This window comes from Nocardia glycosmidis, assembly GCF_052545115.1.
The window spans coordinates 82,887-107,500 of sequence record NZ_JBQWRH010000016.1; the positions used below are offsets into that span (position 1 = coordinate 82,887).

General features: G+C 68.6%; 25 protein-coding genes. 11 read left to right on the forward strand and 14 right to left on the reverse strand.

Annotated elements, in window-relative coordinates:
• Window positions 1-39 precede the first annotated feature (39 nt).
• The 3 genes from ACT86A_RS20315 (at window position 40) to ACT86A_RS20325 (ending at window position 2,885) form a co-directional block, all read left to right on the forward strand.
• Window positions 40-708 (forward strand): DUF3239 domain-containing protein, encoded by a 669-nt coding sequence (locus tag ACT86A_RS20315; protein ID WP_445093748.1) that lies wholly within the window; start codon window positions 40-42, stop codon window positions 706-708.
• A gap of 53 nt (window positions 709-761) precedes the next feature.
• Window positions 762-1,400: a LysE family translocator gene (locus ACT86A_RS20320; RefSeq protein WP_445093749.1), complete on the forward strand. Its 639-nt coding sequence runs from the start codon at window positions 762-764 to the stop codon at window positions 1,398-1,400.
• Window positions 1,401-1,469: 69 nt separating this feature from the next.
• A complete protein-coding gene (locus ACT86A_RS20325; protein ID WP_445093750.1) occupies window positions 1,470-2,885 on the forward strand; it encodes a M1 family metallopeptidase in 1,416 nt (471 codons plus the stop codon).
• A gap of 215 nt (window positions 2,886-3,100) precedes the next feature.
• On the opposite strand, the gene ACT86A_RS20330 is transcribed toward ACT86A_RS20325, so the two are convergent.
• Window positions 3,101-3,922, reverse strand: coding sequence for a hypothetical protein (locus tag ACT86A_RS20330; RefSeq protein ID WP_445093751.1), 822 nt, complete (start codon window positions 3,920-3,922; stop codon window positions 3,101-3,103).
• A 384-nt stretch (window positions 3,923-4,306) separates the two neighbouring features.
• Between ACT86A_RS20330 and ACT86A_RS20335 the strand changes: the two genes are divergently transcribed.
• A complete protein-coding gene (locus ACT86A_RS20335) occupies window positions 4,307-4,837 on the forward strand; it encodes an LppU/SCO3897 family protein (RefSeq protein ID WP_445093752.1) in 531 nt (176 codons plus the stop codon).
• Here ACT86A_RS20335 and ACT86A_RS20340 read toward each other — a convergent pair whose 3' ends face one another.
• Complete coding sequence (locus tag ACT86A_RS20340; protein WP_445093753.1) at window positions 4,838-7,135, reverse strand: helicase-associated domain-containing protein; 2,298 nt, start codon at window positions 7,133-7,135, stop codon at window positions 4,838-4,840.
• Between the two features lie 192 nt (window positions 7,136-7,327).
• On the opposite strand from ACT86A_RS20340, the gene ACT86A_RS20345 reads away from it, so the two are divergent.
• Entirely contained in the window at window positions 7,328-7,516 is a 189-nt protein-coding gene (locus tag ACT86A_RS20345; RefSeq protein ID WP_445093754.1) for a hypothetical protein, read from the forward strand.
• A 109-nt stretch (window positions 7,517-7,625) separates the two neighbouring features.
• Here ACT86A_RS20345 and ACT86A_RS20350 read toward each other — a convergent pair whose 3' ends face one another.
• A complete protein-coding gene (locus ACT86A_RS20350; protein WP_445093755.1) occupies window positions 7,626-8,249 on the reverse strand; it encodes a resuscitation-promoting factor Rpf1 domain-containing protein in 624 nt (207 codons plus the stop codon).
• Window positions 8,250-8,661: 412 nt separating this feature from the next.
• Window positions 8,662-8,904 (reverse strand): hypothetical protein, encoded by a 243-nt coding sequence (locus ACT86A_RS20355; RefSeq protein ID WP_445093756.1) that lies wholly within the window; start codon window positions 8,902-8,904, stop codon window positions 8,662-8,664.
• A 200-nt stretch (window positions 8,905-9,104) separates the two neighbouring features.
• On the opposite strand from ACT86A_RS20355, the gene ACT86A_RS20360 reads away from it, so the two are divergent.
• Window positions 9,105-9,524 (forward strand): cold-shock protein, encoded by a 420-nt coding sequence (locus ACT86A_RS20360; protein WP_445093832.1) that lies wholly within the window; start codon window positions 9,105-9,107, stop codon window positions 9,522-9,524.
• Window positions 9,525-9,591: 67 nt separating this feature from the next.
• On the opposite strand, the gene ACT86A_RS20365 is transcribed toward ACT86A_RS20360, so the two are convergent.
• The 3 genes from ACT86A_RS20365 to ACT86A_RS20375 all read right to left on the reverse strand — a co-directional run bounded on the left by ACT86A_RS20365 (window position 9,592) and on the right by ACT86A_RS20375 (window position 12,941).
• Entirely contained in the window at window positions 9,592-10,173 is a 582-nt protein-coding gene (locus ACT86A_RS20365) for a DUF2771 domain-containing protein (RefSeq protein WP_445093757.1), read from the reverse strand.
• Window positions 10,170-12,086: an MFS transporter gene (locus ACT86A_RS20370; RefSeq protein ID WP_445093758.1), complete on the reverse strand. Its 1,917-nt coding sequence runs from the start codon at window positions 12,084-12,086 to the stop codon at window positions 10,170-10,172. Before ACT86A_RS20370 ends, ACT86A_RS20365 begins: the two co-directional genes overlap by 4 nt.
• Before the next feature lie 81 nt (window positions 12,087-12,167).
• Window positions 12,168-12,941, reverse strand: coding sequence for a glutaminyl-peptide cyclotransferase (locus tag ACT86A_RS20375; protein WP_445093759.1), 774 nt, complete (start codon window positions 12,939-12,941; stop codon window positions 12,168-12,170).
• 17 nt (window positions 12,942-12,958) lie between these two features.
• Here ACT86A_RS20375 and ACT86A_RS20380 point away from each other — a divergent pair, with 17 nt between their 5' ends.
• Both ACT86A_RS20380 and ACT86A_RS20385 read left to right on the forward strand, forming a co-directional pair.
• A complete protein-coding gene (locus ACT86A_RS20380) occupies window positions 12,959-14,032 on the forward strand; it encodes a DUF3027 domain-containing protein (protein ID WP_445093760.1) in 1,074 nt (357 codons plus the stop codon).
• 32 nt (window positions 14,033-14,064) lie between these two features.
• A complete protein-coding gene (locus tag ACT86A_RS20385) occupies window positions 14,065-17,178 on the forward strand; it encodes a sacsin N-terminal ATP-binding-like domain-containing protein (protein ID WP_445093761.1) in 3,114 nt (1,037 codons plus the stop codon).
• Window positions 17,179-17,186: 8 nt separating this feature from the next.
• On the opposite strand, the gene ACT86A_RS20390 is transcribed toward ACT86A_RS20385, so the two are convergent.
• Both ACT86A_RS20390 and ACT86A_RS20395 read right to left on the reverse strand, forming a co-directional pair.
• Window positions 17,187-17,816, reverse strand: coding sequence for a TetR/AcrR family transcriptional regulator (locus tag ACT86A_RS20390; RefSeq protein ID WP_445093762.1), 630 nt, complete (start codon window positions 17,814-17,816; stop codon window positions 17,187-17,189).
• A gap of 153 nt (window positions 17,817-17,969) precedes the next feature.
• A complete protein-coding gene (locus tag ACT86A_RS20395) occupies window positions 17,970-18,209 on the reverse strand; it encodes a DUF2530 domain-containing protein (RefSeq protein ID WP_445093763.1) in 240 nt (79 codons plus the stop codon).
• 204 nt (window positions 18,210-18,413) lie between these two features.
• Here ACT86A_RS20395 and ACT86A_RS20400 point away from each other — a divergent pair, with 204 nt between their 5' ends.
• Window positions 18,414-18,851: a MarR family winged helix-turn-helix transcriptional regulator gene (locus tag ACT86A_RS20400; RefSeq protein ID WP_445093764.1), complete on the forward strand. Its 438-nt coding sequence runs from the start codon at window positions 18,414-18,416 to the stop codon at window positions 18,849-18,851.
• 43 nt (window positions 18,852-18,894) lie between these two features.
• Here the strand turns inward: ACT86A_RS20400 and ACT86A_RS20405 are convergent, their stop codons facing one another.
• The 3 genes from ACT86A_RS20405 to ACT86A_RS20415 all read right to left on the reverse strand — a co-directional run bounded on the left by ACT86A_RS20405 (window position 18,895) and on the right by ACT86A_RS20415 (window position 21,003).
• Window positions 18,895-19,134, reverse strand: coding sequence for a hypothetical protein (locus tag ACT86A_RS20405; RefSeq protein ID WP_445093765.1), 240 nt, complete (start codon window positions 19,132-19,134; stop codon window positions 18,895-18,897).
• Between the two features lie 191 nt (window positions 19,135-19,325).
• Window positions 19,326-19,727, reverse strand: a complete 402-nt coding sequence (locus ACT86A_RS20410) for a YccF domain-containing protein (RefSeq protein WP_445093833.1) — start codon at window positions 19,725-19,727, stop codon at window positions 19,326-19,328.
• Between the two features lie 73 nt (window positions 19,728-19,800).
• Window positions 19,801-21,003, reverse strand: a complete 1,203-nt coding sequence (locus ACT86A_RS20415) for a GNAT family N-acetyltransferase (protein WP_445093766.1) — start codon at window positions 21,001-21,003, stop codon at window positions 19,801-19,803.
• Between the two features lie 114 nt (window positions 21,004-21,117).
• Between ACT86A_RS20415 and ACT86A_RS20420 the strand changes: the two genes are divergently transcribed.
• Both ACT86A_RS20420 and ACT86A_RS20425 read left to right on the forward strand, forming a co-directional pair.
• Complete coding sequence (locus tag ACT86A_RS20420) at window positions 21,118-21,921, forward strand: TrmH family RNA methyltransferase (protein ID WP_445093767.1); 804 nt, start codon at window positions 21,118-21,120, stop codon at window positions 21,919-21,921.
• Entirely contained in the window at window positions 21,918-22,217 is a 300-nt protein-coding gene (locus ACT86A_RS20425; protein WP_445093768.1) for a DUF2537 domain-containing protein, read from the forward strand. The genes ACT86A_RS20420 and ACT86A_RS20425 overlap by 4 nt, the downstream gene beginning before the upstream one ends.
• Before the next feature lie 87 nt (window positions 22,218-22,304).
• Here ACT86A_RS20425 and ACT86A_RS20430 read toward each other — a convergent pair whose 3' ends face one another.
• Both ACT86A_RS20430 and sepH read right to left on the reverse strand, forming a co-directional pair.
• Window positions 22,305-23,042, reverse strand: a complete 738-nt coding sequence (locus tag ACT86A_RS20430; protein WP_445093769.1) for a DUF6928 family protein — start codon at window positions 23,040-23,042, stop codon at window positions 22,305-22,307.
• A gap of 358 nt (window positions 23,043-23,400) precedes the next feature.
• A complete protein-coding gene (sepH, locus tag ACT86A_RS20435; RefSeq protein WP_445093770.1) occupies window positions 23,401-24,495 on the reverse strand; it encodes a septation protein SepH in 1,095 nt (364 codons plus the stop codon).
• Between the last annotated feature and the right edge of the window lie 119 nt (window positions 24,496-24,614).

Genomic DNA, 24,614 nt, shown 5'->3' on the forward strand with positions numbered 1-24,614 from the left:
GGAGGAATGCCCTCCGCAAACTGTGCTAGGAATGAGAGCGTGCGACGCTTCGAATTCGCGGTGGACCGCAGACATGCCCATGCGGTCAACGAAGTCTTCGCCGACCTTCGACGCCTGCGCCTCATGGCGATCGCCGCCGCGGTGGTCGCGGCGGCCGCCACGGCGTTGCTGATCTGGCTGAACCACCCCTGGGCGTATCTGCTCGCGATCGCGTTCGCGCTCGGCGCGGTGACCGCGCTGTGGGTGGCACTGTGGACGCCCAGGCATTCCAGCATCGACAAGCTCTATGCGGACGGCGAGCTGGTCCCCGCGGTGGTCTCGCAGACCTGCCGGTCCGGTGTCGTGCTGCTCGCCCTGGTCGACGTGTCCACGCCGGACGCCCCCGATCCGCGCTACGCCCTCGTCACCAGGAAGGTCCGCACACTGCCCGGCCATCAGGCCAAGGCGGGCGAACGGGTGCCCTCGGTCGCGGTGCGCACCGACCGGGCGCCGCGGCAGGTCGGCGAGCGCTGGCTGTCGGTGAACGCTATGCCGATCGCCTGGGGCACCACCGACGGTTCGGTCATCGAACGCGCCCGCGCCGCGATCAGCGAGGTCGAGTGGCGGCTGCTCACCGACAATCTCACCCTCGCCGACAAGGTGCGACGCACCACCACGAAACGGCTGCTGCTCGATCCGCACCAGCTGCCCGGTGGCCTCGGTTCCTGAATCCGGCTGCGAAGCCCGGGTTTTCCGGTTGTGCGCGGGCATACACTCGGAAGATGGTCCCAGCGTCCAATTTGCTGGCATTCGTCGTGGCCGCGATCATCATCATCGTGGTGCCGGGTCCCGGCGTGCTGTTCACCGTCGGTCGCGCGCTCACCCTCGGTCGGCGGGCGGCGCTGTTGTCGGTGCTCGGCCATTCCGTGGGCATCTACGTGGCGTTGGTCCTGGTCGCGATCGGGCTGGGCGCGCTGCTCACGGCGTCGGCGCTGGCGCTGGCCGTGGTCAAGTTCGCGGGCGCGCTGTATCTGATGTATCTGGGAATTCAAGCAATTCGCCGACGCGGGGCGTTGCGTGCGGCGCTGGGCGCCACGATCGAGCCGACATCCGATGCGCGGGTACTGCGCCAGAGCGCGATCGTCGGGCTCACCAACCCCAAGGCGATCGTTTTCTTCTCCGCGGTGCTGCCGCACTTCGCGGACCCGTCCGCGGGCTCGTTGTCCTGGCAATTCCTGCTTCTCGGTACGGTCTTCCTCGGCATCGCGCTCGTGTCCGATAGTGCGTGGGCGCTGCTCGCCGCCTCGGCCAGGTCCTGGTTCGCCCGGTCACCGCGCCGGCTGGAGGCGGTTGGTGGCGCCGGCGGCGTGATGATCTTCGGTGTCGGCGCGTCCGTGGCGTTGACCGGCAGCGCCGACTGAACCGGCTACGCTCCTGCGAGGCCGGTGCGTCGGCATCGAAACAGGGCGGGTAGAGGGGTGGTTGTTCGGATGAGGTTGTCCGGCTGGATGTGCGCCGCGGTCGCCGGTGCGCTCGTCGCCGTGTCGCCGACGCCCGCGAACGCGGACGCGCCAATTGACCCGCTGGTCGGCGCGCCGGGCCTGGGCGACCCCTACTATCCGCTGGATGGCAACGGCGGCTACGACGTCCAGCACTACGACGTCGCCATCGACTACGACCCGCCGACCCACTGGCTCACTGGAACCACCAAGATCTCCGCCACGGCCACCCAGGGGCTGGCCAGGTTCAACCTCGACTTCGCGGGGCCGCAGCTGCGCATGGTGACGGTGAACCAGCTGCCCGCCGCGTTCGAACGCAACGGCGAGCACGAGTTGACCGTGACGCCGCTGCTCCCGCTGCTGCCCGGCCTGCCGTTCATCGTCACGGTCGACTACGCGGGTCCCGCGGTGAACACCGAAGGCGAGGGATGGACCTTCGCTCCCAGCGGCGGCGCATTCGTCGCCGGCGAGCCGCACTCCGCGACGAGTTGGTACCCGCTCAACGACACCCCGCTCGACAAAGCCACCTTCGCGCTGCACGCCACCGTTCCCGCGGAATGGGAGGTGGTGTCCAACGGTGTGCGAACTGAGAACGTGCTGCGCGGGGACAAGCGGGCGGTCAGCTGGGTGAGCACCAAACCCGTGGTCGGCTATCTGACCACCGTCGCGATCGACAAGTTCGACTACCTCGAGCAGCGCCGTGCCAATGGCACCCCGCTGGTCAGCGCGTTCGCACCGGACGCGCAAGAGCAGCGCGAAACCGAGCAGCGTCTGCCGGAGATCCTCGACTTCATCGAAAGCCTTTATGGCCCCTACCCATTCGATACCGCCGGCGGCATCTACCTGGACGCCGATATCGGATTTTCGCTGGAAACCCAGACGCGGCCGCTCTACGCGCCGATGATCGACTTGCAGACCGTCGTGCACGAGATCGCGCACCAGTGGTGGGGTGACTGGGTGTCGGTGCGCCACTGGTCGGACATCTGCCTCAACGAGTGCTTCGCCAGCTATACCGCCGATTACCTGTGGCCGGAGCGGATGGCGGGCAGGAACGTCGACGACGACTACCGCGAGACCATCCGCAGGTCCCGCGACAATGCGAAATTCTGGAGCATTCCGCTGGAAAACCCCGGCGCCGGAAACGAATTCACCTCGGTCTACTACCGTGGCCCGCTGTTCCTGCACGCGCTGCGCAAGCAGATCGGCGATGCGGTGTTCTTCCCGGCTGTTCGAGATTTCCTCGCGGCGCATGCCTATGGCAACGCTTCCATGCCGGAATTCCGCGCGTTTGTGCAGTCCAGGTCGCCCATGAATCTCGTCGGCTTTTTCGACGCGTGGCTCAACCGCACCGAACTACCGCCGGAGGAGTATCTGTTCCCGGGCTGGTCCGCCTCTCCGGGTCTTTAGGCCGTACCGGTCAGGTGGGGTGGGTTCGCGTTCAGGTCCTGCGTGGGGTGGTACTCGGGTTTTGGGCGTTCCCGGTGAGTTACCCATGTACTTCTGAGATCAGTTGTCACGTGGAGCAAACATGTCCGGCTCGTGGCGGAGTGTGTGGCTCGGGTGGAGTTGGTGGCGTCAGCGATGTTTGCGTTGCCGAGTCGTGTGTCCCGGGGCAGTGGTGATTACTCGCCGTCGAGGTGCTGACTGGCCTTTGTCATGCGGCGTTCGGCGTGATCGAGCCGGCGCCGCGCGGCGTGCAAATGCTCCTTCGCCGACCGCTCGGCGGACTTGCGGAACTGGCGCTGCTGCTCGGCGTGTGTGAGTTCCTCGCGCAGTGCCGCTATTCGCGCGTCGATGTCGGCCAGTGCCCGCGTCGCGTCATCGACCGCCTGCTGAGCCGAATCTCGTTCCGCCTGAGCGGCTTCGAGTGCTTCCTCCGCGTCGTCCAGCTCTCGGCGCGCGGTGTCGAGCGCCGTCGACGGCGCTCGATGCGGCGTCGACGGTCCGGGCACGGCGAGTAGATGCGGTCCGCTCGGCCCGAAGCCTTCGTAGCTCGCCGCCGTGGCGAGCGTGCCGGTGCGCAGTCGCTCGGCCACGTCCGGCTCGGCGAGGGCCGCCGTCAACGTCTGGCCCACCTCCCGCAGGACGCCCTCGCCTACCGGGTTTCCGTGCTCGGCGGCCAACGCTCCCGCCTTCTTGGCCAGCGCTGTGACCAGCTGCTGCCGCTGGGCGGTGAGGCTGCGCAGCTGCTCGCCGGACAGCTCCCGCTGTGCCGCGGCCAGCGCCGCGCCCAGCCGCAGCAGCGCGGCTACGTCGTCGGGCGCCGCGCGGGCGAGCAGATTCGCCGTCCATGCGGAGAGGGTGGGTTTACGCAGTTTGCCGATTGCGGCTGCGAGTTGCTTATCGCCCGCCTGCTTCGCCGCGGCGACCCGGTCGGCGCGCGCGGCGACGAACTCAGCGGGAGCGAGTCCGTACAGGTCATGCGCGACGTCCTGGACCTTCATACCGGCCAAGCCTAACGACTCGGGCTGGTACGGCGACAGCATCCGGGTACTGGACAAACGTCCATTCCGTAGGGATGCGAAAGGCGTTGCCAGTGAACTGTAGCGAACCTCACCGCTTCGAGAAACTTGACTTCGCGACCCGAACATCGACGGCGCCACGTGCTGCGACCCGAGCAACGCAGTCGGCTCGAGCACGCAACAGCTGATCTCAGAAGTACATGGGTAACTCACCGGGAACGCCCAAAACCCGACTACCACCCCACGCAGGACCTGAACGCAAACCTACCCCCACCTGACTGATACGGCCTGAAGACCCGGAGAGGCGGAGGGTATCCTCACCGCGTTCACGAGCCCGTGAACGTGTTCGGTGAGAGAGGTTTACAGGTGAAGTTTCCAGCAGCGAGGCTACTGGCGCGGGTTGTGCTCACCCTCGTCGCGGCGGCCGCGGCGGTGGTCGCGGTGGCCGGATGTTCGTTGATCCAGGACGCGGGCAAATCCGACACGGCCAAGGCCAAGGCCGGCGACTGCATCAATGTCATCGAGGGCTCGACGGTCGATTCCAAGACCGAGCCGGTCGACTGCTCGTCGGACAAGGCCGTGTACACGGTCGCACAGTCCTACGACAAGAAGACCGACTGTGCCGCCGACTACACCTCCTACGAGGAGACCCTGGCCGGCGGCACCACTGCGTTCTTGTGCCTGGCGCCGAACTTCAAGGAAGGCCGCTGCTACAACGAGAGCAGTGCGACCGGTTACAAGCACGTCGACTGCGGTTCGTCGGAGGCGACTTTCCGCGTGCTCAAGCGCATCGACGGTCAAGCCGACGAATTGCTGTGCGGCGCGGACGCCGATGGCTTCCGGCTCATCGAAACCGATCCCAAGGCGACCTTCTGCACGGCGAAGCCGAAGAGCTGATCACTCCAGCAGCGCAACCGACGCGATCCGGTGCAGGGTGAAGTGCCGGACCGCGCCGGTCACCGGGTCCAACGCGTCCAACTGACCGTTGCCCACCTTCAACGGCTCCACCACCCGCTGGGTGGCGACACCCTGGGCGTCGACGTATCCGATGTTCACCGATCGTCGCACTCGCGCCGCCAGCTGGAGCAGGGCCAGCGTCGCCGCGGTATTGGTCCGGGTGCCGTCCGGCCGCACCGCCTGACCCGAGCGGGCGCTCGCGGCGCGTTCGCCCGCACGCAGTTCCGCCACCAGCAGTTCCAGCTGCTCAGCGCTGGGCGGTGTCGGGCGATACGGCTGCCGCGCGGCGGGCCGCACCGCGATCCGTGCGCCGCGTGGGCGCAGATCGACGATCGCGCCCGCGGAATCCTCGCCCGCGGGCGCGAAACCGGCCGCCCGTAACTGTTCCAGCACTTCGCTCAGGGGCGCCTGGGCAATGGCCACCGTCGGCGCGATGGACCGCAGCGCCAACGCGTTCGCGACCGGCGCGGAGAGCACCTGGGCGAGCAGCGCCGGGTCGTCGGTGCGGAGGAACGACTGTGCCATACCCGCTCGCAGCTGACCGTGCCGCCGCGCCACGTCATCGATCAGGTAGCTGAGGGCCTGCGGGATCGGCGTCCGGGAATGCTTGGCGAACAAGGCGTGCAGCTCTGCCGCGGTCAAGCCCGCGTCGAGGGCGCGGCGTACCGAGGACTCGCTGATCCGATACACCGTTGCCGCACCGGCCGATTCGACGTCCCCGACGAGAGCGATGCCATGCTGCAGGTCGGTTGTCAGCGGGCCGGGGGCGATCACCGTCAGATCCGCTTGGACCAGGACGTGGTCGACCGGTTCCGGCAGCGCCGCCTCCATCTGCGCCTCGGCGGCGGTCAGGTCGGTCGCCGCCCCGTGCAACAGCGCCCGCGCTGGTGAGCCGAGTGCGCCGCGGCCGACGAAGCCGAGGGCCGCTGCCTCGGCCAGGGTCTGCTCGACCACCTCCGGCCGGAAGTTGCGGCGGCGGCGCGGCTGCCGCCACGCCAGGACCCGGCCGATATCCGCGGGGTCCAGCGCAGTGCCGGAGGGGTGCTCCGCGAGCAGGCCGAGGATGGTGCGCCGGTCCGGCGGTGCGTGCGGGGTGCGCAGCTCCAGCGACAGTGCCGCCAGCGGCTTGTCGTTGGCGTCGCGCATGCCGATCATCCACGGCATCCGGTCCAAGTCGAGCCAGGCGCGGGCGAGGGTGGCCCAGCGCCGCGCCGGCGGCGCTTGCAGCCAAGCATCCACCGCGGGGGTCGGCGCCCAGAAGTCGTCGGTCGAGTCGAACTCCGGTGGTGGGTCCGGCAAACCCTTCTCCAGAAGTTTCGCCGCCGCCAGAAGTTCGACCAGCAAACCGGCCCTCGGCTCGTCGACGCCGGCCTGTTTGGCGATGCGGCGCAGCTCCCGCACACCGAGTCCGCCTGCGCGCAACGCCGGCGCGGGAGCTTGGCCGAGCACGTCGAGCACGCCGGCGCAGTGCCGCAACAGCTCGCCTACCTCGCCCGCGGCGACGGCGTCGACCTCGGCGGGCGAATACTCGGCCGGGCGCGGCTGCGGCGGGGTCAGCGCATGCGGGTGGGTGACCGGTTCCCGGCGCAGCACTTGGCCCACGGTGACGGGCAATTCGACCGTCTCATCATCGATCCAGTGCAGCAGCCTGCTCGCGAGCAGCCGCTGAATCGGGCGGTCGGCGGACGTGCCCGGTGCGGCGTCTCGGGTACGTCCGCGGGGACCGGTCCTGGCCAGCTTGTCCAGCAGGGCGAGTTCGGCGGGCGCGAGGTCGGCGAGGGCGGTGACAACCTCGGGTTCGGTGAGCGCGTCGGGAATCTCGGTCGCGCTGCCGATCGGCCACGGCAGTGCCTCGGCGGCTGCCGGGATCAGATGCCAGCGCTGCTGGTCATCGAGCCACATCAGCGCGCGTGCGGTCAGGCGCTCGAGTGCGTCATCGATCGCGGCGGCGGGCACCCGTTCGCTCAGCCGCGCGTACAGCTCGTCGCCGTGCAGCGGGCCACCGCCCGCGGTGTGCGCCGCGCCGTGCAGCGCAAGGGTTTCCAGAATGGCGAATTCGAGTGTGTTCAGTTCCTCCGTGGTGCGCAGCACCGACGCGCGCTGCTCGGTACGAGCGGCGAGCACAGCCATCGAGGAGGGCAGGGGCACGGCCAGGTCGGGCCGAAGTTGCAGCAGCGTGACGAGCTGGGCATCACTGCGGCCACCGAGCCATCCGGCGAGGGAGTCGGTCGCGGTCATCTCATCTACCCTACGACGCCAGGGCCGGGCGATCGGATCCGTCACGCCACACTTGATTTCGCAAGTACCTGGGCGGCTCGCCGGGAACACCCGAAACCCGAGCTCACCCGACGTACGACCGGCGGTGCGTCTCATGTCACCTGACCAGTACGGCTTGCAGGCCCGCAGAGGCCGGGAAGCTAGCATGGGCCCGTGGTGAACAAATCGAAGAAACCCTATGTCGACAACGGCTGGCCGAAGGTCGCCGACGGTGACCACGCGGTCACCGAGCTCTCCTCGGCCCGCTCCGGTGGTCTCTCGCCCTACGGCGAGGACACCGAGTTTCCGCTCCCCGCCGAGCAACTGCCCTACATGCACCCGAACACGGTGATCAACCGCTGAGCGCGCGATCGGAACGTTCTCGACTACAGCGTTCTCGAGTACGACGTTCTCGAGAACGAAGAAGGGCCCCGCATCCTCGATGCGGGGCCCTTCTGCATGAGCGTGATGGTCAGGACGGGAGCAGACCCTTGTTCGTCTCGTAGAAGTTCACGATCGCCGGGTCGATGATTCCGCTCGCCTTGGCGGCGTTGACGAAGTCGAGGGCCTCCTTGGGCACCTGCACGCCCTGGGCTTGCACGACCTCGAGGGCGCGGTCGACCGCGGTGAAGAGTTGCTGGGTACTGTCCTGCGGCGCGGCCTGCGCGGCCTGCGGGGCGGCGTTCCAGCTCGGGGTTTGGGTGGCGGGTGCGCTGCGCTGGGTGGGCGCACTGCTCAGGCCGAGCTTGGACGAGCAGGCGGGCCAGGCGCCCCAGCCCTGTGAGGCGAGCACCTTCTCGGCGACGGCGATCTGCTGCTCGCGGCTGGCCTGGTTGGCGGAGGCGGCGTACTCCTGGCCGCCGTGGGCGCGCCAGGTGCTCGGCGAGAACTGCAGCCCGCCCTGGAAACCGTTGCCGGTGTTGATTCCCCAGTTGCCGCCGGCCTCGCACTGAGCGAGTTGATCCCAGTCGGAGTCGGGTGCCGCGCTGGCGTTGCCTGCGAACGCTACACCGGCGGTGCCGATGATGGCGCCGGTGACGGCAACCTTGGCTACCGTGCGACCGGTCGAGCTTGGCTTGCGATGGCGTCCACTCATATCTGGTTCGTCTTCCTCTCGGCGCACCTGCGACGTCTTCGGTTCGGGTTCGGACTGAGAGGTCGTCCGTTCCGCCCTCGCCCCTACGTTTCCGTTGGGGTTCCGGTTCCCGCGGGGCGAGGCTCGGTGCGGCGGGCCGGTGGTAGCCGGGTGTCCCGGCTGGGTAAGACGGTACGACGATCGGCGGGAAAAATCACTATTTGGTAACCGGCGTGTACGAACGGGTCTCGACCCGATCTCGAACGCTCGGAACGACTTAGGCGCAGCTAGGCGAGCCGCAACAGCATCAAGTCTCGTACTGTCATTACTTTGTGACCTTCTCGTTATGTGACTAGGATCACAAGACGTCGTGGGTGGGCACCGATTGTTTCGGCTGCTGGTTGACGGGCGGCGCCACACGCCGACCTCCGCGTCAGCGCGATCGCCGACCGGAGCGGAGCGCGAAAAGGAGGGCGAGTATGAATCCCAGCGGCGCGAGCAGGGCGCCGAAATACAGCCACAGCCCCGGTTGGCCGTCGGTCAGCACCGGCGTGGCGAAGATGACAATGATCGCCAGTAATCCCAGTGCGAACAGGCAAACCGCGAGCCGCAGCAACCAATCGCCGGGGCGCCGTTGCCCGCCGCCGGACGGAGTCGGAGTGGAAGAGTTCGTCACGGCTCGACGGTAAAACTCATGTGCTCGCGCTATTCGCGCCGGGGTAGACTCGATGGGCAATCGCGTCCCGCAATCGTGCTGGGCGCGTTCTTTTCGCACAAGAAACGGACTGGTCGCGGCGCCATCGCGGGACCGGACCAGCAGACGGATGTGCTCGGGCCGTAGGGGTCCGAGTTTTCGATGATGAACGGGTGAGCGCAGTGCCGACCGGCAGGGTGAAGTGGTACGACGTCGAAAAGGGCTTCGGCTTCCTTTCCCAGGACGAGGGTGAGGACGTCTATGTCCGCTCGTCCGCACTGCCTCAGGGCGTCGAGGGCCTCAAGCCCGGGCAGCGCGTCGAGTTCGGTATGGCGGCGGGGCGGCGCGGCCCGCAGGCGTTGAGTCTCAAACTGCTGGAGGCTCCGCCGTCGGTGCGGCAGGGCCAGGAACGCAACGCGCGCAAGGAACCTGCCCCGCGCAGGCATACTCCCGACGAGTTGCACGGCATGGTCGAGGACATGATCACCCTGCTCGAAGCGAAGGTGCAGCCCGACCTGCGCAAGGGCAAGTACCCGGATCACAAGACGGCACAGCGCATCTCGGAAGTCGTCCGCGCGGTGGCCCGCGAGTTGGACAGCTAACTGTCGCGACGGTCGAGGTCACCGTCGCAGTGGCGGCGTTGACCCAGCGATGTGCCTCGCGGCCGCCTTACGCCGTACTGATCGACCAGGTGGCGTGCGGGAGGTAGAACTCCTTGCCCGTTTCGTCGCGCGCGAGGATCGGGAGCTGGAATTCGACACCGACGAGGCGCAGGTCGGGCTCGGGTTTCGACTCGATGGTCAGCGCGAGGGCCCGGTCGGGGTAGTCGTTGCGGCTGATCACCCGGTCCACCTTCTCGCCGGACGGGAGGATGTAGACGAGTTCCGCGAGCCAGGGAGCGTCGGCGACCTCCTTCGGCAGCGACAGTTGCAGCGGGTAGCCGGCGGGGACCTCGAGTTCCACGGTGCGGCCGCGGTGGCAGTCCGGGGCATCGGGGGCACAGGGCAGGGTCCCGAAAAGCGTGCCTGCCGCGGTGTCCTCGGGCAGGATGCGGCAGTCCTGCATGGTGACCGCGCAATAGCTGAACGGCCGGACGGTGACTGTCTTGCCGTGCGCGTAGGCGGTCAGGGTGACATCGGGCTGCTCGGCATTGCGGATCAGCACCGCCAGCACGCCTACGAAGGCGACGGTGAGCACGAGCAGTGCGGCCGCGATCAGCGCGACGATCGTGCGTGCGTTGAGCTTGCTCACCAGAGCGGGTCTCCTTGCCCTCGTTGGATGCGTGTGGTGTCGCTGCGCCGCGACGCGTAGCCGTGCCTACGGGGTGTGCTCGCCGGGTGCACGTGTGGCCGGGGCGCCGGAACCTCTTGCTCCGCATGTTGCGGACGGTTGCCGCCGAGGCCGGGCAGCAGCGAGTGCCCTCGGAAGCTGACGAAAGTCTGCACCAAGCCGATCACGACTATCGCGGTGATCACCGCGAAACCCTTCCAGTACGTGGTCGGCAGCAGTACGCCCGCCGCCCCGCCGACAACCCAGCTGAGCTGCAGAACGGTCTCCGAGCGTCCGAAACCGGATGCGATCGACTCGGGCGGCAGATCGTCCTGGATCGAGGCGTCCAGCGACACTTTGGCCAGCGCGCTCATCGCGGCCGCCACCAGGGCGGCGACCGCCGCGCCCAGCAGATTGTCGGTGAACGTCGCGAACAGCGCGACGAACGCGCACGCCGCGGTGCAGCCGAGCACGATCAGCGCGGGCCTGCCGAGTTCGAGGCGCGCACCGGTCGCGTTCCCCGCGAAATTGCCGACGGCCGCTGCGACGCCGACCACCCCGAGCATGGCGGCCTGCTGCACCGGACGATGCTCGGTCGCCTTGGCGACGAACGCGATGTAGAAGGTCAGGAACCCGGTGAGCACGCGGATGGCGCCATTGCCCCATAACCCGGTCACCACCGCACGGCCGAGCGGCTGCCTGCGCTTGCGCGGCGGCACCGCCGACTCTTTGCCGGAGGAGAGCACCTCGGTGTGCGCGTCGGGGCCGTGATAGCTCAACGTCGCGGGGACTTCGCCTTCGGTGACTTCGACCCACGACGGTATGCGCAGGCTCAGATACGTGCCGGCGCAGGCGATCAGCATCGCGAAAACCAACGCGCCGCTGGAGTCCGCGATGACGGCGGCGAGCCCGGCGATCGCGCCCGCGCCGATGGTGCCGCCGACCAGACCGAACACCGTGAGCCGGGAATTGGTGCGGACCAGGTCGATATCGGGCGGCAAGACGCGGGGCGTCACCGCGCTCTTCAGCACGGCGAACGATTTGCTGCCGATCATCATGCACAGGGCGAGCGGGTATAGCGCCCACGTGTCGAACTCGATGATCAGGACCACCGCGACCACCGCGCGCAACGCGAACGACGTGGCCAGCGCGAGTCGGCGGCCGCGCTGCAGACGATCGAGCATCGGGCCGATCAGTGGTGCGATCACGGCGAACGGCGCGATTGTGATCAGCAGGTACAGCGCGACTTTCAGCTTGCTCTCCGCGGTGGCGCTGGCGAAGAACAAGGTGTTGGCCAGTGCCACCGCGATGGCGGCGTCGAGGGCGAAGTTCGCCATGGTCGCGTAGGTGAGCGCCGTGAGTCCCGACTTGTCCGCGCCGTCGGCCTTAGCCGCGCGCTGGAAGGTCGCGATGCCCTTTTCGGTGAGTTCCCTGCCGCGCATAGCGGCGACGCGGGTAACAGTGAGCTTGCGGGGGACGCGTTGCCGGCCGGGCGGAGCCGAGGTCTCGGGTGGTTCGACCTGGTCCTGGACGAGGGTCTCGGGATGGTCGGGCCCCGGGCGGCGCGGCGGTTCGGTATCACCCGGCGGTTGCGGGCGAGGAGGGAACACGCGACCGGAGGACTTCGGCTGATCGCTGTCGTTTCCGCGCGGCAAGCGTTCGGCCTCCGGATGGTCCGGCGCCTGCTCGCCTCGACCTGGCGCCGGGGATGCCGGTTGGCCGTAGCGACCGGAGGCGCGTCGGGTATCCGTCTCCAGCGGTGGCAGCGGCCTGCGGCGACGCGGCGCGTTCGGTGGCGGGTATCGGTCGAAACCAGGGTGCCGTTCGAACGGCATGGACTCCTCGCGTTCCCACCGATCACGGTCGGGACCCGAAGGTTCGCGGGGAGTAGTCACGCCTTCAATTCTGGCGTACTCCTGTCCTGGGCGTTCACCCGCGCTCCGCGGCAGCGCGCCGGATCCGCTATCGGGTCGCGCTCAGGCCGGAGTGAAGCGGACTTCGAACATGGTCGGCCAGTTCTTGCCGGTGATCAGGAACCGGTCGGTGCCGGGCAATTGGGCGAGGCCATTGAGCGCGTCGGCGCCGGCCCGCACGGTCGCGGGGAGCAAACCGGCGGCGTCGATGGCCGCCAGGACGCGGCCGGACTGCGGGTCGATGCGCAGGATGGTGTCGGTGGGCCAATCGTTGGCGTAGACCGACCCGTCCGCCGCGCATTCGAGTTCGTTGAGGCGCGCATTGTGCCGGCTGGTCAGCGTGACAGTGCCGGTTGGTGCGAAGGTGACCGGATCACGGAAGGTGAGCCGGTCGGTGCCGTCGCTCATCACGAGTCGCCCATCCCGCGAGCACACGCCCCAGCCCTCGCCGTCGTAGCTTGCCCTGCCGCGTTCGGCGAGCGTGGCCGGGTCCCTGGCGATCGCTACGCCGTCCCGCCAGGTGAGCTGCCAGACGGTAGCACCGGCGAGGGTGATGCCTTCGCCGAAATAAGGCGCGGGTAATTCCACCCTGGCCAGCTCCTCGCCCGTGGCGAGCCGGTACGCGCGCACGCTCGACACGCCGACGAGGCCGGTGCTTTCGTAAAGAATGTCGCCGTCGACCTCGAGTCCCTGGGTGAACGCCTGCCGATCGTGTGGTCTGGTGCCGACGACCTCGACCTTCATCCTGGGCGTCGGGTCCTCGGGGGCGCCGCATCCGCTCCCAACGAGCAGACCGACCAGCACACCGGTGGCCAACCGACGCCGATTGCGTTCCATACGGCAAAATGTAGGCCGTGAGCGCAGTTTCTGTTTCGGAGTCCGGCGTGCGGCCGATTCTGGCTGATGCCGTAGACCTGGCCCGCCGTGCGCTCCTGGAGTTGGAACCGGTGGCGGTTGGGGTACACCTGGGCGTGATCGCCGAGGACGAGAGTTCGGCGACGCACAGGTTCGAAGCCACGTTGCCCGGCTATCGCGGCTGGCAGTGGGCGGTCGTGGTGGCCGCGCCGCCCGAGGCCGAGTACGCGACGGTCAGCGAGTCCGCGCTGCTGCCCGGCCCCGAGGCCTTGGTCGCACCGGATTTCGTGCCGTGGGAGCGCCGCATTCGCCCCGGTGACCTCGCGCCCGGAGATCTGCTGGCGCCGGCCGCCGACGACCACAGGTTGGTGCCCGGTTATCTCGCGACCGGCGATCCGGTGGTCGACGAAGTCGCCTATGAGGTCGGCCTCGGCCGTACCAAGGTGATGAGCAGGGAAGGCCGCGAAGGGGCCGCCGAGCGTTGGTACGCCGAATACGGCCCCGATTCCGAGATGGCCAAGGCGGCAGCGGGAACCTGCGGGACCTGCGGCTTCTATCTGCCGTTGGCCGGGTCGCTGCGTGCCGCGTTCGGAGTGTGCGCCAACGCCATGGGCGCCGATGGGCACGTCGTGCATGTCACCTACGGCTGCGGTGCCCACTCCGACACCGTGGTGCCCAGCGGCAGCGGGTCCCCGCTCTACGAGGCGTACGACGACTCGGCGATCGAGATGATCTCGCTGGAGCCGGAGCGGGCCGAGCCCGCGTCTCGCGTCACCGAGCACGATCCCACCGGGCCCGCGGCGGATGCGGGCGCAGATCCAGCCGTGCGGATCGCGAGCGAGGTGTCCGCCACCGTCGCCGAGCAGGCCGGAAAGCTGTCGAGCCCAGCTGCGACCGCGGGAGTTGCGGCCACAGCTGAAGGCGAGACGGCTGATACGGCGGCGTCGACCACCGCGCTCGCTTCCGGGGCCGGATCCGGCGCTGCCGAGACTTCGGTCGCCGAGCCGGTCGGCATCGAGGAGTCCGGTGCCGCCGACGCGAGGCCGGAGTTCCCGTCATCGCCGCGGAGCTGACCGAGGCCGCCGATCCGTTCGGCACTGCGACGTTGCGGGCGGCAGTGCTGGCCGCGTGGCGTGATTCGCCGACGCGGTTGCGTGAGGACGCCGCCACCGAGAACGACTTGGTGCGCGCGGGTTATCGCGACCGGTTGCTGACCGAATTGGCGCAGAACGCGGCCGATGCCGCGGGCAAAGCGGGTATCGCCGGCCGCCTGGTCGTCCGGCTCGACGGCCGGGACCTGTATATCGGCAATACCGGTGCGCCGCTGGACATTTCCGGCGTACACGCGCTGACCGCCCTGCGCGCGTCGGCAAAGGCCGAGACCGGCACGGTGGGTCGGTTCGGTGTCGGATTCACCGCGGTGCTCGCGGTGAGCGACGAGATCGAGGTGCGCTCCACCTCGGGCTCACTGCGATTCTCTCGCGAGCGAACCACGGACGCCCTGTGCCGGAACGAGATCCGGGTGCCCGCCGTCGAAACGGGGGAATTCGCGCCGCCGGTGCTGAGGCTGGCTTGGCCGATCGAGGCGGGACCTGCCGATGGTCTGGACACCGAGGTCGTGCTGCGCTTACGCGCGGAGGTGGACGCCGATGCGCTGCTGGCCGCGATGCGCGAGGAAGCTGTCGATTTGCTGTTGGAACTGCCTGCCTTGCAGCGGGTCCGCATCGGCGCCGACGAGTTCGTCAGCAGTGCCGAGGACCTGGGCGACGGCTTGCGCGAGGTGTATGTCGACGGTCCCGGGAACGAACAGCGGACCTGGTGGCAGTACCGTACGCGGCGCGCCCGTTGGCTGCTGCCGGTGCACGACGGCACACCGGTGGCCGCGGCCGCGGATGTGCTTCGCGCGCCCACCAGGTCCGATGAGGAACTGTCGCTGCCCGCGCTGCTCATCGCCGACATCGCGATGCAACCGGATCGGCGCAGGCTGCTGCCCGGCGCTCGGCTCAGCGCGCTGGCCGAAGGCTACGCGGATTTCGCCCGCGCCCTCCCGCCACGCGACCGCCTCCTACTCGTCCCCACGCCGGGATTCGCCCGCAGCGAAGCCGATGGCCTGTTGCGCGAAGCTCTGATCCGCGAACTGCAAACCCACCCTTGGCTTCCGGTTGTGGCCACCGACGAGCCCGCAGACCCCGGCCGGGCGGACTCGACCAGCTACCCGGCCGAGCTGACCCGAGATCGCCTGGCTGCGGCCGAGCGTTTTGCCGAATTCGGCGGCGGGCCTTCCGTCACCGTCACTCCCGGCGAAGCACTGTGGGATGGCGCGGCGTCGGTCACCGAACCGCATGACGTATGCGGCCTGGCTGTCGAATCGGGCGCGGGGCCGCGTGGTGAGCCGGATCCCGCTGTCGGATACGGACTGGAGCTGCCATCTGGCGCCGGACCGGACGAGGTGCCGTTCGAGCCGGATGACCAGCCGAGCACCGGGCTGGACGCGGCCGAGCGCACGGGATCGCATCCCGGGGCTGAAATCGGCCTCACCGCGCCGACCGGGCGGCGGGCCCGCACCATCGATATCGCTGTCCCCACCCGCGCATCCGTCTTCACCGGTCTGACCGCGGAATTGGCCGCACTGCTCACGGATGTAGTGGGCACATTGGTGATCCCCGACCTCTCCGGGGCAGCGCAGGCCGAGGCCATGGGCGTGCTGGACGTGCACCGGATCGGATTGGCCCGCCTCGCGGAGCTGTCGAGTGGGCTGGAGCGATCACCGGCTTGGTGGCGGTCGTTCTACGCGGCGCTGGAACCCTTCGTGATCGACCCGCTCACAGCGGAAGAACTGGGCGCACTGGCGGTTCCGCTGGCCGACGGCAGGCTCGTCACCGGTCCGCGCACGGCGGTGCTGGACGACCAGCTCGAGGTCGCGATCCCGGTGCACTGGGCCAGGCTGGTGCACCCCGAGGCGGCGCATCCGCTGCTGTCGCGGCTTGGTGCGCGATCGGCCACCGCGGAGGATCTGCTGTGCGATCCGGGCCTGTACGCCGATCTGGAAGATCATCCCGGCGATCCCGACACGGCCGACGCCGTCCTGCGTCTCGCGCCGTACGCCGACCCGGCCGCGTTGCCGTCCTGGCTCGGGCTGCTCGAATTGCCCAGCCTCGCGGGGGACGCGCTGCCCGCCGACGAGCTGCTGCTGCCCGGTGCGCCGCTGCGCGAGCTGCTGGTGCCGGACGCGCCGTTCGGGACGGTCGACCCCGAGCTGGTCGATCGCTACGGCGCGGACGCCTTGCGCGCCATCGGTGTCGGCTGGGATTTCAGTGTGATCGTCGAGGCCGATCCGACCGGACCGGAGCACGATCTGGACGACGAGCATCGCTGGTGGTCGTCGCTGCCGGACGATCCGCCCGAGCTGGCCGCGGTCCGCGATCTCGACCTGGTGGACGACGCCGCGTGGCCGCAGGCACTGCGACAGCTGGCGGCAACGCCGCGAACCCGGCGCCTGCTCGGCGACGCCGACGGCTACACCGCGTGGTGGCTGCGCGCAAACGCGCGGATCGACGGCACCCCGCTCGGACTGTTCCGGCATCCCACGGACACCGAATTCGCGGGACTGCTACCGGCTTTCGCCGTATCGGATGTCGATGCCGACGCTTTCCGCGTCGCTCTGGCCGACCCGAACGCGATTACCCCCGAACTGGCCGCCGCACTGCTGGACGCGCTCGCCGACCCAGCCAAAAGTCCGGTACCGGAGGTTGTTTCGCGGACACACGCCCGCTTGTCCGCCGCGGTCGCGGCGGATTTGCTGGATGTCGCCGACTTCGATCCGCCCGATCGCGTGCGTGCGCTTTCCGGTGCCGTCGTCGATCCGGGCGAGGTGTTCGTTCTCGACCAGCCCTGGTTCGGCTTGGCCGTGCCGCCGGACCGCTTGGTGGTGGGTGATACCGAAACCGCCGCGTCCCTAGCGGCTTTGCTCGATCTGCCCATGGTCTCGGAGTCCGTGACCGCCGAGGTCGTCGAGCCGGGTCGTCGGACGACCTGGGCGGCGGAGCCGCTGGGCGTCGTGCTGCGCCAGCTGTTCACACTGCCCGTGCAGGAAGGTGAGCTGGCGCTGCACGACGATCTGCTGGTGCGGTTGAGCGGCGCGATCGAAGCCACGGTCGCCGTGCCTTGGTGGCGCGTCGGTTCGACCGTCCACGTTCGCGCGCCGCGTCCTGGACGCTGAGTCGCGACCTACTCTTCGGCGTAGCCGGTGATCATCTCGCTGAGCAGATCCAGCTGCCCGCGTACGCTTTCGCTGTCGTTGTCCACCAGCCAGCGCAGCACGACACCATCGATGACGTTGAGGGTGAACCGGCTCAGCGTCCGCACCGGGACCGACCACCGGGTACTCGTCGCGTCGCGTGCGTGCTCCAGGACGTCGGCGACGGTGGAGTCGTTGAAGCTGTACTGTTCGCGCGCGATCGCGAGTTTCGCCGGTGTCTGCTCGCCTTCGCGCAGCGCGTAAGTGGTCGTTTCGTACGTGAGCAGCTGTCGTTCCGGAGTGGCTTCTATGTTGCGCCACACGAGTTCCAGTCCGTCACGGACCAATCTTTGAAGGGATTCTTTTCCACTTTCGACGCCCTGCCACACCGCTTCGTTCGCGTCGACAGAATCGCGCAATTCCATAGACAACGCTTTGACCAGCTCGGTCATCAGCGCGTCCTTATTTTCGAAACAGTAATGCACCACACCGAGCGATACGCCGGCCGCCTGAGCGACATCGCGCGTGGTCACGCCCGCAACGCCCTTTTTCTCGGCAAGGCCGATCGCGGCCTCGATAAGGTGGGCCCGTCGTTCTTCGACGCTCAATCGGGAGGACACCCAAGGGAGTTAAGCGCGCACGGCGCGCACAGTCAATTCGCGGGCCGAAAATTCGTACTCGACCAGCAGCCCGTTTCGGTCTCGACGCCTACGCTGCACTGTTCACCGGTACCACCGACGAATTCGATGTGGGTGGACCGTAACCCCGGCCGGCTACAGACCGGTCTGGGCGCCCTTGTCGCCGCGCCGCGCCCCACGGCGCTGGACCAGGTAGATCACGAGGGCGATCGCGCCGACCACGAGGCCCATCAGACAGATCGGGCGTGCGGACGCCCAGCGCTCGCCGGCCACCCACACCACCACTGTGGCCAGCAGCCACAGCGCACAGCCGATCGCGAGGACGGGGCGCGGATCGGTCAGCCGCGGCGGAATTTGCGGGACGTTCTGCGTCACGCGTCCAGCCTAATGGGCGCGGACGGGACGACCTCTTTCCGTCGCGCGGCGCCGGGTCGAACGACAGCCGTGCCTGTCGACCGAAGCTGAACGGAATGGGCGCCGGACCCAGTCCGTTTGTGGTTCTCGCGCTGGACCGTGCAACGGTGAGTAGCCGCTGGCGGCGAGCAGCCGCGTCCGCCGTGCGGCGTATCGTTTGCCACTGTGACAACGCCCTCGGATCTTCGAGCACTCGCTGGTGACCTCTCGCTGGCGGTCGTTCGATTGACGCGACATCTGCGCGGCCGTCGTACCGACTCGCAGGTCTCGCTGACTCAGCTTTCGGCGCTCGCGACGCTCGCGCGGGAGGGCGCGATGACGCCGGGAGCGCTGGCGTCGAAGGAGCGTGTGCAGCCGCCGTCGATGACCCGCGTGATCGCGTCGCTCACCGATCTCGATCTGGTGGTGCGCGATCCGCATCCGACCGATGGCCGTCAGATCATCGTCTCGTTGTCCGCGGCCGGGCGTGCGCTCATCGCCGACGAAACCAGCGCGCGCGAGGCGTGGATGACCGAACAGCTGTCGACACTCAGTGCGGAGCAGCTCGTCGTGCTCAGCCGCGCCGTCGCGATCATGAAGCAGATCGTCGCGGAATCCGAATAGTCCGCACGGCCGCAACGAGATTCGTCGTTGCCGCGACGTCGAGTCAGTGCCCGGTTCGGATGAGCCGGACACTGGTCCTGGTGCCCCACCACAGCAGCCGGGCCGTGGTGGCCAGGTAGACGGCGAACGCCGGATAGACGAGCACGCCGTAGTCGTCGGACCACTCTGGCAAATGGGTGAGCTGGGTGCCCGCGGCTACGAGCAGCAGGAGCCCGAGCACCACCGCGATCGGCGCGAGGGGCGCGGTGTCATTGTCGGCCGGTGGCGCTGGGCGGTCGATCATGTGGACCCTCCTGATGCGGTCGGCTCGGCGCTCCGTCGGGCGCGGGCCACTGGGCCATTCAGTTACCTTCTAGCTAACTTTCGCACGGTGAGGCATTTTCGTTAACAAGTTGTGATATAAATCACTCCCGTGTCGAAATGGAGACAACTCGCGTTCGACCGTCTCCGCGCCGGAATCGGCAGACCGCCGACCTACCGAGCGGCGAACGGCTGGTCGCTGTCCACGATTTCGCGCCCCAGCGGGAACAGTGAGATCGGTATCAATTTGAGGTTCGCCCAGCCGAAGGGAATGCCGATGATCGATACGAACAGCGGAATGCTCGTCAGCAGGTGGCCCAGGGCCAGCCACCACCCCGCAACGATGAACCAGATGATGTTGCCGATCAGCGAACCGGCACCCGCGCCGGGCTTGTCCACCGTGGTCCGGCCGAACGGCCACAGCACGTAGGCCGCGATCCGGAAGGACGCGATCCCGAACGGGATCGTGATGATCAAGATGAAGCAGATGATCCCGGCCAGGATGTAGCCCAGTGCCAGCCAGAATCCGGCGAAGATGAGCCACAGGACGTTGAGAACCAACTGGATCGGCTTCATGACACCAGCATGCCAGCCCAGCGCCGATTCGGACATCGTCTCCCTTTCCCGCGGCGGGGCGGGTGGCCGCTGGTCAAAAGAACCAGCCGAGTTCCGCGTCCCGTTCGGCGCGGAAGGCGTCGTCGAACGCGCGCAGCTGAGCGGAATCCTTGGCCCGCAACCGGTTCGCCGCGGCGAACAGCCGGGCTGGATACGCCCCGAAGTACAGGCTGCCGAGGACGTCGATGCCGAGTTCGATATCGGCGGCACGGTCGGCGCGTTCGCAGACCGCCTGCCCGTCCCGCACCCGCAACGCAAAGATGCCCCCCGCGTCCCGGAAGGGGTCGGTGACCTCCAGCACCACATCCAAGTCGCCCGCGTAAGCGCGGGCGGCCAAGGCGGCGGGAACATCGATGAGGCGCAGCCAGAGTCCGTCGTAACGGGCTGTCGTACGAACGAGCCGCGGGTCGGTGAGCAGATAGGGCAGCGGGTCGTGGTCGGTGAGCACGGCCTCCACCTGCCGCACCAGATCCAGTCCGAGCAGGGCCCGCCACAACGCGGCGTGTGCGTCCGGGGTGACCGCGCGCAATTCGACGACCTCGACCGTTCTCGTCCGCTGCGCGGCGTGGAAGCGATACAGCGCGTAGCCGTCGGCGTGCAGCAGCGCGAACAGGTCGGTGCCGCCGTCGCGAAAGCGTTGCGGGTCGTCGAAGAGGATGTCCCAGCTGGCAGTCGGACGCACCTGCGCACCCGGCACCAACCTGCGCCAGCGGTCGTAAATCGTCTCCGCCGCAGCGCGCATGTCGTGCGGCGCGGGCAGCGCAACGCCGCCCGGGTCCGGTGCCGACGGCAGGAATTCGGCGAATCTGCGATCAATGGTCACCGCGTTCTGCCGTGTCGCCGGGCCGTAGCCGAAGCGGCCGTAGATGCCGCCCTCGCTGGCGGTGAAGACGGTCAGCGGCAAGCCGGCCGCCTCGATGCGCCGATGCTGTTCGGTGTACATGGCGCGGAGAATGCCCCGGCGTCGATGCGTCGGTGCCACGCCGACGCCGGCGATGCCGCACGCCGCGGCGGTCCGTTCACCGGGCACGGTCACCGTCAGGGTGGTGGACTGCACGTGCCCGACGATCTGGCCGTCCGCCACCGCCACGATCGAGTTCCGTAGCGGAAACAGCAGCGGAATCCGGTCCAGTTCCGCCGGGTCGTAGCGGGTGCCGAAGGAGGTCTCCACCAGCGTCGTGATCGCGGGCGCGTCGTCGTCGGTGGCGGAGCGAATCGTGATTCCCGCTGGGGTCATGCCTCGACCATCCCACGCTCGCACACCCGAACGCACCGGATTTTCTTCGGCCATCGCGGCTGTCGAGCGAGCGCCGGTTCGGTGGTGATCGCAGGCGCCCGGCAGGATGGACCAGTGGCCGAAGTGATCGATATCGATGACCCCGCCGACCCCCGGGTCGATGACTTCCGCGATCTCAAGTCGGCCGACCGCAGGCCCGATCTGCCCGGCCGTAAGGGGCTGGTGATCGCTGAGGGCGTCGTGGTCGTCCAGCGGATGCTCGACTCGCGATTCGCCCCCACCGCGCTGCTCGGTGTGGAGCGCAAGCGCGCCGAACTGGCCGTCGACCTCGATGCGGTCGATGTCCCGTTCTACCGTGCCTCGGCCGAGGTGATGGCCGAGGTGGTCGGCTTCCATCTCAATCGCGGCGTGCTCGCGGTCGCCCGGCGGCCGGCGGAACTCGACGTCGCCGAGGTGGTCGCGACGGCGCGGACCGTCGCCGTGCTCGAAGGCGTCAACGACCACGAGAATCTCGGCGCCATGTTCCGTAATGCGGCCGGCCTCGGAGTCGATGCGATCCTGTTCGGCGAACGCTGCGCCGATCCGCTCTACCGCCGCGCTGTGCGGGTGTCGATGGGGCACGTGCTCCGGGTGCCGTTCGCGTCGGTGCCCGAGTGGCCTGGTGGACTGGATATACTGCGGCGCAAGGGTTTCCAGATCGTCGCGCTCACGCCGAATCCGAAGGCGGCGACGCTGGCGACGGCGCTGACGGGGGAGCGGGTGGCCGTGCTGCTCGGGGCCGAGGGGCCGGGACTGACCGAAGAAGCCATGCGGGCTACCGACGTCCGGGCACGCATCCCGATGTCGTCCGGCACCGACTCGCTCAATGTCGCGACCGCGGCGGCGATGGCGTTCTACGAGCGGGTGCGGACCGCATGACCGGTCCGGATCGTGCGCACCCGTCCCACCGGGACCCGACGCCGTGGGGCGCCGGGCTCACCGTGGCGATCATGGTGGCGCTGCTGTCGGCGGCCGCGGTGTACTCTTTCGGCGCCGCGCTGGTTGAGGTGCATCCGCTGCTCGCGGTGGCGGTGAATCTGGTCGCGGCGGGCGGCGCCGCGCCGACCGCGTGGCGGTGGCGCTTCGCCCCGGTGATCCGGTGGGTGGTCGGCGGCATCGTGGCAGGTGTGCTGCTCGGATGGACGATGCTGCTGTTCGGCGTGCTTGCTGTTTGAGGGCGCAGCCGAATGGTCTGTCCGGTGTTGCGCACCGAGCCCGGTGCGGAGTGCGGCAGGCGCCCGACGGTACGGATCGAGGACGGGCTAGCGGACGCGGTCGGGTCCGCGCAGCCAGCTGAACAGCCCTCGCTTGCGCGCAGCGGCGTCCGCGTGGTCATGGACCCGTCTGGTGGCATCGGTCGCGCAGCTTTTGGGGGAGAGCGCGAATCCGCACACCGCGATGTCGCCGGGCACGAGCGCACCACCCGCGGCGGGCGCACGGTAGTGGAAGCCGAGCCATTCGTTATTGGCGGCGTCGGCGAAGTCCGGCGGGTCGAACGGCAGGGTCTGCGGGTCGGGTAACTCACCCGCGCGCCACTGGACCGGATGCTCGCCTGCCCAGTACGGCCGCTCCCATACCAGCGGGAGTCCCTCGTCCTCCAGGATGTTCACCCGGGTCGAGCTGAACGACCTGCGGAGTTCGCCGCGCTCCCAGTGCGCGAACGCGCCCCAGCCGTGTCTCACGTCGAAGGACACCAGGTAGCTGTGTTCGGAGGCCAATGGCCGCACCAGCAACGCCGGGATCGCGGTCGGATGGGCCCGCGCGACCTGCGCCGAACACAGCACGGTCACCCCGGGATAGCAACCGATGTACACCTGGTCGGGTTCCGGGCCCGCGCAACTGGCCAGCGTACCGACCATGATCGGCCGAACATCGCAGTCCGCGTGCAGTTGTTTCGCCAGTGCCAGCGCGGCGTCAGGGTCCGGGTCGTGGTTCGCGCGCAGTACGGCCAACGGGTCGGGTGCATCGACATACCAGAGTGACGAAGCCTTCGAAAGCATGTCCGGCACCTCCCGATAGTCGCACGAAAATCAACTCAGCGAACTTCGAGCAACGTGCGGTGACGCCGTCCGGACCCCGCCGAGGTGACCTACCGGCGTCGACGCACGTCGTCGACCACATCGCAAACGTACTCGCTCTCCGCCGCCTCTCCAGGGCTTTGGGCGGTGTTGGTCAGGAGCTGTGATCGAGGCTCGATCGCCCTCGGGGTGCGCCCCTTGCCTGCACCGGCACGCCGAAAGGGTTAGCGCAAACCTCGGGTTCAGATCCTGGCGTTGCGTCAACACAGGAGCTGAACGAATCGCACACGAACAGGTACGGCCTGGCGGCCCGGGGGAGGCGGAAGACCTGGAGGCTGCCTCAGTGACCTGAGCTACGCACCCCGAGCAGCACGTCCTCCCAGGACGGCATCGGGGCCTTGCCGCGCTTGCTGCGGCTGGGCTTCGCAGGGGCCTTGGGAGCAGGCTTGGCGGGCTCCTCGGCGGCAGCGGGTGGCGACACGGCGGGCGCGGAGGGGGCGTTGTCCGCGGGGGTCTTGTCCGCAGGTGCCTTGTCCGTGGGGGTCTTGTCCGCGGCGGCGCTGGATGACGCTGTCGCGGCGCTGTTGGTGGGCGCGGCGTTACCCGCGGCGGGAGCCGCCGTGCTCGGCGCGGCGGGTGTCGCACCCGTGCCCGCCGTGACAGGCGTGGAACTTCCACCGGCTGCCACAGCGCGCTGTTCGTAGTACTCGTCCAGGGTGGGCTGGTTCTGGCGGTTCGCCGGACGCGAGGGCGGTGCGGCCGGGGCCGGGCGGGCTTGCGCCGCCGGCTCTGGTTGCGGTGCGGCCAATTCCGGCTCGGGCGGCAGGATCGTCGCCAGCCCGCGCAGCGCGCGGCCGAAATCCGGATCGATCAGATCGGCGGCCGGGTCATCGAGTGGGGACACCGAACCGCCGTGCGCGTCCGGCTGATAACGCCAGTGCGCGGCGATCTCGGAACGCCCGTTCTGCCACTGCAACTGGGCGACCCAGTATCCCTTCTCGTCCTTCCACGCGTCCCACTCGGCGCCCTCGATATTGTGCCCGCGCGCGGTGAACGCGGCGGTGACCACGTCGAGGAGCGTGTCCACCGCGGGGCCGTCGGGACGCACGGGGTGCGCCTTCTGGGCGAGCTCGGCGGCACGGGCTCGCTCCAGCAGAACCGGATAGGCGAACCGCTCGACACGGCTGGCCGCCATTCCGGATTCTTCGGTGACCTGTTCCACGGAGGCCCCAGCGCGAATACGGGCCTGGATATCGCGGGGACGCATAGTTGCTTCCATTTCGATCTCAATCTGGCCGAATCGGGCAAGGTCTCCGCGCGCGGCGGCTCGCAGTTTGTCATCGGCGGGAAGCCGGAACTTCTGACCGGACTCGGTGTCGATACACACGATATGCGTGGAGTCGGGCGTCACCCCGATCACCCGAAGTTCACGCACCGTTACCTCCTTATCGCGTCGACTCGCGACACCGCCCACTTTTCGAAACAGTAGTGCACATCTGAGATTCGTGGGGCAGGACACGCGGCACGGAAATCTCCGGTGAGACTTCCGTGCCC